Consider the following 10772-nt stretch of genomic DNA (forward strand, 5'->3'; position numbering starts at 1 on the left):
TTCTTCCCGACATATTCGCATGTTCCGTCACGCACACCTCATCTCAACTCGCTCCAGATCGGGACCGCGAGCCACCCGCGGGATATAGTGCCGCGGAGGAGGCTGCCCGTGGTCGCTGAGAGGGCTGGCAAAAGTTGAATGTCGAGGCCATCGCAGCCATCACGGCTCTCATCGCGGGCGGGGTCACTGCTGGGCTGATCGCGATCCTTCACGTCCTCGAGCCCGAGTACGACCCGTCCTGGCGGATGATCAGCGAGTACTCCCTTGGGCGGTTCGGGTGGGTCATGCGCCTCGCCTTCGTCACGATGGCGGTCACCCCCGCCGCGACGTGCGTCGCCTTGTGGCCGTTCGGCGGTGCGTGGACTGTCGGCCTTGCCGCTGTCGCGCTGGGCGCGCTCGCCGCTGCCTTCATCGACACCGATCCGATCATGACTTCGCGCGCTCAAGCGACGCCCGTCGGCCGCGCGCACACGCTGCTGGGCCTCGTGCTCCTCGCCGGCTTTCCCCCTGCCGTCCTGTTCGCGGGAATTGGTGTGGCGACGGAACTCGGCTGGACGTTGGCGATCGCATCCGTGGTTCCATTGGCCGGTCTGGTGTGGTTCCTCACCGCCGCGGCGCCCGCCCATGGGCAGGGCGGCTCGCCTGCGATCCGTATGGGATGGCCGGACAGATTCTGCCTCCTCGCCTATCTGGCATGGGTGGTGCTCGCCGCTGTCAGTGTGCTGCGAGTTGTGTGACGCACCAAGGCCTCGCACGAGCCACGAACACGGCCGGTTCGCCACGCGGCGACTCATGAGCGGGTCGTACATCGGGCGTGGGACCGGCCCGTGGTGCGCTCTCTGCTGCACGGTCGTTCAGTGCAGAAGCGGGGTGAGCAGCTCGGTGATCGCCAGTTCGGTCTGGGCAGAGGACAAATCGCCGTCGAATCGCAGGATGCGCCAGGTTGTCGCGTCGCAGATGGACACGATCTGGGCGAGCCGCCTCTTTCGAGACGCGTCGTCGGATTGGGGCGGAAGGTGCTCCGAAAAGGCGCGGCGACACCAATCGAGGTGATAAGCCCTGCCGCGCTCGACGATTTCCGGCAACCCTGGCACGAGTGGGGCTTCGGAGTAGGTCTTGAGGATCAGCAGCCCGTATTCGTCGTAGTGCTCGATCAGCGCCCGAATCGTCTCTGCCGAGCTGGACCGCAGCGCTGCCTCGCGCTTCGCCGCGATGCGTCCGAGTTCGCGTTCGACTGTTGTCGTCATCAGCACCGGTTTGCTCCCGAAACGGCGGATCACCGTCTGCGAGGTCACACCCGCGTCGGCGGCGACGTCGTCAAGCCTGATCCGCTCGTACGGGGTGGTGCGCAGGTGCGCGAGCATGCAGTCGATGATCCGCTGACCTGTCAGCTCTGCGGCGTCTGCTCGGGCCGACATCCGGTACTGTCGCTCTTTCATGTTAGTCATGGTAACGTCAAATTATGAAGACCTTCTCCGAACGCTCCGAGCGTGTCGACACCCGCCTCGGATCTCTCGCCGTTCGTCGCGTCGGCACGGGGGACATGACTGTGCTGTGGTCGTCGATGTTCGTTGACAGCCACACCTGGGACTTGGTGCTGCCGCTGCTGCTTGCCGGCGCCCCCCACCGGGAGTTCGTCCTCATCGACCCGCCTGGGCTCGGCCTCAGCGATGCGCTTTCGCGGCGCACCAGCATCGCCGAAGCAGCGGATGCCGCGCGAGACGCCCTCGCCGCGCTCGGTGCCACCACCCCTGTCGACTGGGTGGGCAACGCGTTCGGCGGGCACGTCGGCTACCAGCTCGCGACGGATCCGTCCATCATTCGCACCTTCGTCGCGATCAGCGCGCCCACTGAGCCGGTACCTGCGCACCTCCGGCGCCAGATCGCCGTTCTTCATCCCATCCTGCGCTGTTTCGGAGCAGTCGGCCCGGTGCGCTCGGCAGTGACTTCAGCGATGCTGACGGATGCCGCGGCCGCGACTCCCGGCATCCGCGATGTGGTCGTCGAAAGTCTCAACCGACCTACACGAGCCAGCATGAGCCACGCCCTGCGCTCGTTCATCATCGATCGAACCGACGTGACCGACCGCCTCTCGGGCATCGGCGCACCCAGTCTGTTCATCGCATCCGATGACCGGGGAGACTGGAGCCCCGAGGATGCTCAGCGCGCGGCGGCATCGGCGCCGCACGCCACATCCGTCACGATCACCGGAGCGCGCACACTCGTTCCGCTCGAGCAGCCCATGGCCCTTGCACAGGCGATCCTCACATTCTGGGCGATCAACGAAAATGAGCGACCCAGCGGCTCCGACGCCCCGGGGTGACGCGGATCGGGCCGTCCCGCCATCGGTGATCGGGGCAACCGCGCCAGCGAGACGTTGCTCACCGGGACTGCCCCCGCGGAGTTACGCAACCGGGTGTTGTCGGCGCCCTGCGCCCGCGTACGCTCGCGAGGCATGAGCCAGAACGCACGCGACTACGACATCGTCCTCCTCGGTGCGACCGGGTTCGTCGGGAGGTTCACCGCGCGTCATCTCGCGCAGTCCGCGCCCGCAGGCGCGCGGATCGCGATCGCCGGTCGGTCTTCCGCGCGGCTCCAGGAGGTGAAGCGCGACCTCGGTGTCGATTGGCCGATCATCGAGGTCGACACCGCCGACGCCGACGCCGACGCCCGTCTCGCGGCATCGACGTCGGTCGTCGCGACGACTGTCGGTCCCTATCTGCGATATGGCACGGAGGTCGCCTCCGCGTGCGCCCGGGCGGGCACGTCATACGCCGACCTGTCGGGCGAGAGCATCTTCGTCGCACGCAGCATCGAGCGCAATCACGACGTCGCCCAGAACAGCGGTGCGAGGATCGTCCACTCCTGCGGCTTCGACTCGATCCCCTCCGACGTCGGCCTCGGTATCGCACACGAGGCCGCGGGAGGGGTGCCGATCGTCGCCGCGACCCTCCGGGTGAGGTCCCTGCGCGGCGGTGTCAGCGGCGGAACCATCGACTCCCTCCGCCAGCAGATGAAAGAGATGAAGACGGATGCCTCCACCCGTCGCCTCGTCGGCGACCCGTACGCCCTCACCCCGGGGCCGTCCGTTCGGCTTCCCGGGCATCGCGGGAGCGGCTTGGGCAAGGAGCGGAATGCGTGGCAGGCGCCCTTCGTCATGGGTGCCTACAACCAGCAGATCGTTCAGCGCAGTAACTACCTGACGGGCTGGAGTTACGGTCAGCTCATGCGGTACCGCGAGGTGATCGCTACCGGCCGCGGGTTCGCCGGGTTCTCTCGCGCGGCAGGCCTCAGTGTGGGGACCGCCGCTTTGGTCGCCGGCCTGGCCCTTCCTCCGACCCGGGCGCTCCTGGACCGGGTGCTCCCGGCCCCGGGTGCTGGACCGAGTTCGAATGCGATCGAACGGGGTCGTTTCGTTCTCGACGTCGACGCGTATCCGGTGGAGGGTCAGCCGGTTCGCACGCGCATCGCGGCGCCGTTCGATCCCGGCTACGGGGGCACCGGCGTGATGCTCGGCGAGTCGGCACTGAGCCTCGCGTTCGACCAGCTCCCCGAGCGGGGCGGCGTGCTGACACCGATGGTCGCGATGGGACAGTCCTTGGCCGAGCGCCTTCGCGCACAAAGGTTCACGCTGAACGTGGACACCCTGCACTGACCCGCCAACCAGTGTCGAGGGCGATCAGTGGTGCGCGAGCGCCCCGGCATGGGCGAGCGATTCGTTCAAGGTGAGGGTGGCAGACCGCCGATGGGCGAGCCGGCGCTGCGACTGATGTAGAGAAAGTCATCTGAAGGACCTGCAGGACGTGAGCGATCACGAGGATCACAGGCAGCAACAGCCACAGGAACAGTTCAAGGCCGGGTCGATGAGACCGTGCACGAGAACCCGGTGACTTGTCCTCGCCGACGAGCATGGAGCCGACGGTAACATTCACTCTCAGTGGACATGAACCGCGACGCCCGACAGCCGGTCCTTGGCTTGCGGGCTCACACGGTCTGGCACACGACCTCCGCCTCGCGCGCACGAGCCGCGGAGTACGGGTCCTGTTTGGCCGTCCGAAAGGCGACTTCGAGGTGCCCGCGATGTGGGAGAAGCAGACGAGTGCCGCGGCGGCATTCTTAGGCGGGGAGGCGAGCGACTCGGAATCGCAGATGCGTCTCACTTGCGTACGCCGATGTCTCCAGACGCTCGAGGTCGACGCGGAGGCCGAGTCCACCGAAGAGGGAGATGCCCCCGCCGAGCAGCACCGGCACCACGTCGAGGTGGATCTCATCGACCAAGTCGAGCCGCAGGCACTGCCGCGAAAAACACGCTCGCAGCCTTGAGAATCTCGTTCGCCTTCCGCAGCTCGGCGTTCTCCTTCTGCAGCCGCTTGATCTCCGCCGCCGCATCGGTCGTGAGTCCGGGCTTCACGCCGGCGTCGACCTCGTAGCGACGCTGCCAGAGGCGCAGCGTCTCGGGGCTCATCCCGAGCAGACCGGCCACGTGACGGACCGCGCTCATCATCGTCGGGTGCGACGGCCGCGTCTCCGCGAGCATCCGCAACGCCCGCTCACGCATCTCCGGCGAGTACTTCCTATTCATCGAGTTCCATCCTTGCTTGAAGAACGGAACGAAAGTCAGGCCGATTCAGACACTGGGGGCCATCCCTCAGCGGTGATCAAGCTTCGGTCCGGACTCACCGAGCTGAACGAGGTTCTGTCCAACCAATGACCGTTGCTGGGTCGTCAAGCGGGCTATGCGGGCCCGAGAAGGAGGCCGGGGATCGTCAGATCATGTCTTCGGCCTCAAGGCGGCGGAGGTACTGTGCAAACGCGTCGTCGTTGATGTCACCAACTCGCATGTATTCCCTGTCTGGGTGATCGTTGGGGCGGGGTGGCGCGTGCCCGATGAGCGCGGCGAGGCGGTCGACGAGCCGGGCCACGCCGACGCCGTACACCTTGAACCCGGTGGCGTAGTCACCCTCCCGCTCCAACACGACCGAGATCCGATGCCCGAGCGCGTGCTGAGTAGTGAGGAGTCCGTGTGTCCAGGGGTAGTCGTCCTCCTCCGGGTACTCGATGAAGATCTCTCGCCAGTACTCATCGACAGTAGCGGGGTCCGCGTCGGCCCAGTCGGGGTCGATCAGGGTGAGCGTGCGAGGGTCGGTGATGGTGAGAAGAGTCTCGATGAGGTCTTCTCGGACTTCCTCGTCGTTGGTGTAATCGGTGCGCGACTTGGTGTACAGCGGGATCTCGTACGCGTTGTACTCCTCGACCAGCATCCGGACAACGTCGTCTAAACGCGCGGGCGGCGGCGGTGCTGCCCGCCAACGGGCGAGTAGTTCGTCAAGGCCTACATGTGGCATTTGCTACTCCATAGGTGGCGTGTGGCGGGCTTTCTGGTTGCCGAAGGACCCGCAAGAAGGATTCAACCAGCACTTTGAGCGGTCCCTTTCCGGGGTAACGAGCGACGGCGGCGCAGTGCGGTCACTCACCGCCTCGGAGAGCGGCCGGCCCCGTGCCATCGAGAAGCTCCTGGATTTCTTCGGTGGTCCACGGCAAAGTTCCTACCGCGCCGTGGACTTCGAATTCGTCGGTGAGGATGCACGCCGCGGCGGACTCGCTGCCGACCAGCTGAGGGCTCGTATCTGTCGCCGGTACATAGACAGCGTGGGTACCGTCGGGTCGCAATCCGGTGATGGCTTGGTCGATGTGGTACGTGAGGGTCTCGCCTGGTGTGCCGACGAAACTGTCTCTCGTCACCATGATGCAGGCGTCGATGAGTTCTTGCGCGGTCGGCCTAGGCTCCGGCGGGGTGGATGTCGGTGTGGCAGTGGGTGTCGGTGTCGGTGTCGGGCTTTCCGTCGCGGGGCCCGGTGAGTAGGTCACGCTGGGTGACGGAAGCTCTGTGGAGGTCGCCGTGATGGGGGTGGGGTTTCGGAGGACGGCGCTGCCGGTGATGACGCCGGCGCTGACGGCGGCGACGAGGACGACGGCGAATGCTCCCGCGATTGCCTGCGCGCGCACGCGCCGGCGGTGCGTGATGCGGTGAGCGCCGGCTTCGAGCATGTCGCGGAAGTCGTCGCGCTCGGTGGGGGTGAGGTCGAGGTTGTTCATGTTGCGATCAGTCCTTCCAGTTCGCCTCGCAGTCGCGCTTTCGCGCTCGCGAGCCTGGATTTCACCGTGCCTGCAGGGATGCCGAGCGCTTCGGCGGTCTCACGTTCGGAGTAGCCCTCGAAGACCGAGAGGACGATGACGTGCTGCTCTCGGGTGGGAAGGCGCTTGAGGGCGGCGAGCACGCCGGTCTCATCGAGCCGGGACTGCTCGGTGCGCTCGGGCATCGGGGCGTGACGGAGCAGGTCACGGTAGCGGCGCCGTGAGCGTTCGAGGTTCAACGCCGAATTGGTGACGGTTGTCAGCAGCCAGGCGAGCGGCGACCCGTTCACGAGATGCACCGCGCGCCGCCGCCGCCAGAGCTCGAACAGGGCGATCGCGACCGCATCCTTCGCATCGTCGCGCACGGCGACGATTCGACCGGCGTGTCCCAGCAGCCGCCGTTCATGCCGGTCGAACAGACGTGTCAGGCCGCGCGTATCGTCGGCGAGCACCAGCGCCCAGTCCGCCGAATCTTCTTCATTCACACCCACTAGTGTCCGGCCGGGGTGAATCGGTTCGAAACTAGCCAGACTTTGTGATTCGAGATTTGGCGATCACTGCAATTGGTCCAGAACGAGCCGTTCAACGAACGGCCCGCCAGCGGGTCCGCGACCGAGCATTGCGAAGTCCATCGGCGGGCTACCGTAAGCGCATGGAATCGTGGAGCGGATTGACCATCGAGACCGGCGAACTCCGTGAAGTGTTCGAGCGATTGATCTCTCATCTGGAGCAGACGAAGGGGCGGTCCCTCATTCTGCACGAGGATTACTTCTACTCGATGCCATTTCCCGAGATCTACGACGTGACGAGCGATCCGCCGGCCCCGACGATCGGTCAGCTCACCGAGTCGTGGGCCAACCTCCAGCGCAGCCAGGACGACACGACCTCGTTCGAACTCGTATGGCTAGCCGACGTTATCAAAGCCCTGGGACACCTCGCCTAGACGGATAGTGCGGTGGGCGCATGTCGGTCGTGTCGCGTGCGGTTTGGGTGCGTGCCGTGAGCCGAACGGTGGCGCGTGTACGGCGCGTAATCAGACGGGCCGTTGCGTTTGACCGGACGCCTCTGACGCGGACGACGTTCAGTAGGCGTCTTCCACGGGAGCGATCATGTCGCCGAGCGCCATCAGTCGGCGGTATATCGCGAAGCAGAACCCAATGCAGAGCAGGTTGATTAGTACGGAACCGACTATCCAAAGCCACGAAGCGCCAGGCGCAGCGATAAGCCCGCGGCCGAGTAAGTCCGATATCACGATGCACAGAATGACGAAGCTTCCGACCGCAGTGCCAAAGAAGGTACCGGCCGTGCCCACGTACGTCATGAGCTGCTTGCCCCAAAGTCCGCGGGCTTTTCGGTTGGACCAGATGAATGTCTCCCAGCGGGCGGCCTGGAATCCGAGACGCGCAGTAAGACCCTCTACTCCTGCCAGGTTGGCCTCCATCGCCCGCAAATACGAACCGGCCCGCTCCGCTCTATAGAGTTCACCCAGCCACGTCGACGCATTTAGCCAAATGATCCCCGGCAGGCCAAACGCGAAGATGACGAGGACGACATTCACAAGGATCGTGTTACTCGCGCTACCGGTCGAGTTGTTGATCGCGACAAGCCCAGCAGCGATCACCGCAGCAAACGTCGCCAGCGTCCATTTGACTATCGACTGCGCATACCCGTAGGACGCGAGAATCTCGGCCCGCAGCGAAGAGTGCTCCTCGATCAAGACGGCCCTCGCCAAGTCGTCCAGACCTGGCGATTCGTCGTCCTTCTTCTTTCCGAACATGGGTGAAGCCTAAGTGAGTGGCCCGCGCGCTGGTCGACATCGGGCCGGCCCGTGGACGGTCGCGTTCCGAGCGCACATGCGGGCGGTTAGCGCCGGGCTCTATCCTTCTGCCGGAACCCAGCCTGCACCACCACACGCGTCGGTGATTCGCTCACTCGCATCCAAGATCCCGCGTGCATTCTCGTCGGCGACCGCATCGGTGAAGGAGGCGACCGCTGTCACGACGGGGTTGGATGCGCCGTCGGCGGTGGCTGCAGTGAGTTCTCGCGAGTCGCGAACGGCGTCATCGATTGGTGAACCTTGTGACACCCAAGCGGCGTGGTGATTGCAGGCGTCTGTCTGTGAAGGCGACAGCTGACTCCCACAGCTAGCGAGCGCGAGCACGGCCAGTGCCAAGAGAACAGTCAGACCGATTCGCCCCACACCCGAAGCGTACCCACCGTTGTCTACGCCGCCGCAATAGCGCGAGAGCCGGTCCCTGAGCGAGTTGGTTCGGAGGTAGCGATCGGGCGCGCGCGGGCTCCTAGAATTCGAGTCATGTTGCTCGCATCGTCGAATGGCGACTTCGTCGAACTGAAGGTCGCCGGTTACCAGTTCGCGCAGACGCCAGGCGGCTCGGCCGGTGGCTGGGACGACAACTGGCTGATCATCTCCGGCCGGGTCAAGCGCGGCGAGGATTCATGGGTGTTTCGCGACCCGTGCCTGACGACGTGGGAGGCGCACGAACTGCTGGGGTGGCTGCAGAGCGACGCCGCGTTTACGAAGCGAATCGAGTTCACCGAACCGAACCTCGCCTTCGAGGTAGCCACGGACGACAGCCCGCAAGTGACCATTCTCGTCACCCTGAGAGGCGAGGCGGCTCCGCCTACCGCCTCTGACGAAATCCGCTGGGGTGCGGGTTGCACGCTCGCCCTGGATATAGCTCGAGACAGTCTCGCTCCCACGGCAAGTGCATGGGAGAGCGAGCTCAGCGACTATCCATCAAGATGAACGACCAAGGCTGGCGGTGCTCGGACGGCGGTCGATCATCGGGCGCGTGGTAGTGACATCTGGACCGATTATCCAGCGCCCTAACGAGGTCGAGAATGGGAGTGTGACACGACCTCTCCTCGCAGACTTCGTTGCCTCGGTTGGCGAGACTCCGGGCGTCCTTCCTGACGGGCAGGTCCTTGGGTCGAGCAAGACCGACTGGACACGCGTCTTCGACCTCATCAAGCAACGGGGCTGGGACGCGGCATGGAACGGAGACGGGCGCGCGGTCGTCTTGGAAGACCTGGACGATCCGTCTCGGGAAGGGGAATCGTTCGCGCTTCGGCCAATCCCGGCTGTGCAGATCAATTGCTTTCCGGGCGACGAAGAAGTGCTGTTCGATATCGATCTTCGCGAGTTCAACAACCAGGATGCGCTTGACGCGCTCACTGCCTTCATGGCTGATCTGGGTTCGGTGCTCAGCATGCCCGTCGTCATCTCTTCCGAGGGAGACTATGCCGATGTCATTGTTCGCTACGACCCGGACTCACGCGAGTTCTCGCTGCGCGAGTCCAGCTGAGACCGCTCCAAACTACGGATCGACAGTTCAAATACCGGTCCGTAAGCGGTCAATCTAGCCTCCCAGCGGGCCCGCGCACGCGAAGTGCCGGCCCACCAAAGCGCACCCAGCATCCAAGGTTCGGTCGTCGATCGCGCGGTTACTCAGAAGTCAGCAAAGTCGATCAGCAGGGCACGCCGCTTTCGTGGCTGACATGAACGTCCTTCACGACATAACCCTTCGCCCAGCCCGCGACGACTAGCCGACCCAGCACCGTCCCATCTGGTGCGACCGCCGGCACGGTTGTCTCATCCCACGGTGCGCCTTCGATCGCGACGGACTCCGCATCGTCCAACCCGTCCAAGGCGGCGACGCCCACGTCGATGATGTCTTGGTTGGACACCATGCCGCCCGAGATATCCCAGCGGTCGGCGGCCAGATTCCTCTGGGCCTGAAGCCAGGACTCCACGGCAGCCTCAAGGCTGTCGAATCCCCGCTCCTCAAGCATCAAGTAGCCAAGCTGCATCAGCCCGCACGAACCGTCGGATTCGGCCTTCAGTGCGCCTGTGTGGGACTCTGGCGAGTTCACGTCCGACGTCACGCCTGGACTGGCTTCGAGCCTCACAAGCCCGGGGGCTTCGAGTTCCGCCGGCGAACGTGTCGCGCATGATGCCAACACCGACGCGGTGACGATGGCCGCTAGAACGAGGGCGACGCCCTTCAGTACTGCGTTCACGATCTCACTCCGATACTGGATCAGTAGAGGTGGTTCAGCGTGGCGATGTCCCAGGCGTGTGGCGTGCGCAACATCGCGCGGTAATTGGCACCGCTCCAGCCACCCTCGCACATCGTTGCCTGGTCTGCTGGGCTGCTGCACATCGCCGACGCATTTGAGCTCCCACCGGTCGGGTGTGCCAGACCGAGCGCGTGACCCACCTCGTGGGCCATTACCCCTCCGACGTCCCAGCGCTTCGAGCACGTGTAGTGAGTAGATGCAGATACGTCGCGAGGGTTGCAGCTCTCCCAGAAGGCACGTCGGTCTTCATCGCCTTGCGTCGCAGAATTGTGCCCAGTCTGGGAAAACCAGAGTGCGTACTGGCCACGACCGCATTCTGTCACGCGCCGGCCGCTCGGCTGATGGGTGGCCTCGGGTCCGCTCCTATTGCGGCGCCCGAATGCGGTCCTCAACCGTTCGCGAGACAGTGGGCCACAAGTCGTGCGCGCCAATCAGACGCACGTTTCCCTCGGAGTTGATCTCAGTGCGGCGATGAGATCGCTCGCGATTGATCAGCGGTCCACAGCGCCGTCACACCGTCGCAAGAGCCCCCCCCC

General features: G+C 65.0%; 15 protein-coding genes. 6 read left to right on the forward strand and 9 right to left on the reverse strand.

All coding sequences use genetic code 11. The features are described 5' to 3' along the window. Positions 1 to 134: 134 nt before the first annotated feature. Positions 135 to 737: a DUF998 domain-containing protein gene (locus tag JX005_RS15605; protein WP_214468521.1), complete on the forward strand. Its 603-nt coding sequence runs from the start codon at positions 135 to 137 to the stop codon at positions 735 to 737. A gap of 117 nt (positions 738 to 854) precedes the next feature. On the opposite strand, the gene JX005_RS15610 is transcribed toward JX005_RS15605, so the two are convergent. Further along, complete coding sequence (locus JX005_RS15610) at positions 855 to 1439, reverse strand: TetR/AcrR family transcriptional regulator (RefSeq protein ID WP_214468523.1); 585 nt, start codon at positions 1437 to 1439, stop codon at positions 855 to 857. A gap of 23 nt (positions 1440 to 1462) precedes the next feature. On the opposite strand from JX005_RS15610, the gene JX005_RS15615 reads away from it, so the two are divergent. Together JX005_RS15615 and JX005_RS15620 are read left to right on the forward strand one after the other, a co-directional pair. Further along, complete coding sequence (locus JX005_RS15615; protein WP_214468525.1) at positions 1463 to 2323, forward strand: alpha/beta fold hydrolase; 861 nt, start codon at positions 1463 to 1465, stop codon at positions 2321 to 2323. 132 nt (positions 2324 to 2455) lie between these two features. Then, positions 2456 to 3655 (forward strand): saccharopine dehydrogenase family protein, encoded by a 1200-nt coding sequence (locus tag JX005_RS15620; RefSeq protein WP_214468526.1) that lies wholly within the window; start codon positions 2456 to 2458, stop codon positions 3653 to 3655. Between the two features lie 461 nt (positions 3656 to 4116). On the opposite strand, the gene JX005_RS15625 is transcribed toward JX005_RS15620, so the two are convergent. From JX005_RS15625 to JX005_RS15645, 5 genes are all read right to left on the reverse strand, one after another. Next, a complete protein-coding gene (locus tag JX005_RS15625; protein ID WP_307858617.1) occupies positions 4117 to 4254 on the reverse strand; it encodes a dihydrofolate reductase family protein in 138 nt (45 codons plus the stop codon). Between the two features lie 13 nt (positions 4255 to 4267). Continuing rightward, positions 4268 to 4582 carry a transposase gene (locus JX005_RS15630; protein WP_214468528.1) on the reverse strand — a complete coding sequence of 105 codons (315 nt, stop codon included), beginning with the start codon at positions 4580 to 4582 and terminating at the stop codon, positions 4268 to 4270. Positions 4583 to 4766: 184 nt separating this feature from the next. After that, positions 4767 to 5261 carry a hypothetical protein gene (locus JX005_RS15635; protein WP_214468530.1) on the reverse strand — a complete coding sequence of 165 codons (495 nt, stop codon included), beginning with the start codon at positions 5259 to 5261 and terminating at the stop codon, positions 4767 to 4769. A gap of 205 nt (positions 5262 to 5466) precedes the next feature. Then, positions 5467 to 6096: a hypothetical protein gene (locus JX005_RS15640; RefSeq protein WP_214468531.1), complete on the reverse strand. Its 630-nt coding sequence runs from the start codon at positions 6094 to 6096 to the stop codon at positions 5467 to 5469. Continuing rightward, positions 6093 to 6620 carry an RNA polymerase sigma factor gene (locus JX005_RS15645; protein ID WP_214468532.1) on the reverse strand — a complete coding sequence of 176 codons (528 nt, stop codon included), beginning with the start codon at positions 6618 to 6620 and terminating at the stop codon, positions 6093 to 6095. The genes JX005_RS15640 and JX005_RS15645 overlap by 4 nt, the downstream gene beginning before the upstream one ends. A 167-nt stretch (positions 6621 to 6787) precedes the next feature. Here JX005_RS15645 and JX005_RS15650 point away from each other — a divergent pair, with 167 nt between their 5' ends. Further along, entirely contained in the window at positions 6788 to 7078 is a 291-nt protein-coding gene (locus tag JX005_RS15650; RefSeq protein WP_214468534.1) for a hypothetical protein, read from the forward strand. Positions 7079 to 7216: 138 nt separating this feature from the next. Here the strand turns inward: JX005_RS15650 and JX005_RS15655 are convergent, their stop codons facing one another. Further along, positions 7217 to 7912, reverse strand: a complete 696-nt coding sequence (locus JX005_RS15655) for a hypothetical protein (RefSeq protein WP_214468536.1) — start codon at positions 7910 to 7912, stop codon at positions 7217 to 7219. 537 nt (positions 7913 to 8449) lie between these two features. Between JX005_RS15655 and JX005_RS15660 the strand changes: the two genes are divergently transcribed. Together JX005_RS15660 and JX005_RS15665 are read left to right on the forward strand one after the other, a co-directional pair. Beyond that, positions 8450 to 8902: a WapI family immunity protein gene (locus JX005_RS15660; protein ID WP_214468538.1), complete on the forward strand. Its 453-nt coding sequence runs from the start codon at positions 8450 to 8452 to the stop codon at positions 8900 to 8902. Between the two features lie 103 nt (positions 8903 to 9005). Then, positions 9006 to 9461, forward strand: a complete 456-nt coding sequence (locus JX005_RS15665; RefSeq protein WP_214468540.1) for a hypothetical protein — start codon at positions 9006 to 9008, stop codon at positions 9459 to 9461. A 163-nt stretch (positions 9462 to 9624) separates the two neighbouring features. Here JX005_RS15665 and JX005_RS15670 read toward each other — a convergent pair whose 3' ends face one another. Next, positions 9625 to 10176: a hypothetical protein gene (locus JX005_RS15670; RefSeq protein WP_214468542.1), complete on the reverse strand. Its 552-nt coding sequence runs from the start codon at positions 10174 to 10176 to the stop codon at positions 9625 to 9627. A 20-nt stretch (positions 10177 to 10196) separates the two neighbouring features. Then, positions 10197 to 10559: a matrixin family metalloprotease gene (locus JX005_RS16475; protein ID WP_372447350.1), complete on the reverse strand. Its 363-nt coding sequence runs from the start codon at positions 10557 to 10559 to the stop codon at positions 10197 to 10199. Between the last annotated feature and the right edge of the window lie 213 nt (positions 10560 to 10772).

Origin of the sequence: Microbacterium flavescens (assembly GCF_018588945.1) — a bacterium.
GTDB classification, from domain to species: domain Bacteria; phylum Actinomycetota; class Actinomycetes; order Actinomycetales; family Microbacteriaceae; genus Microbacterium; species Microbacterium flavescens.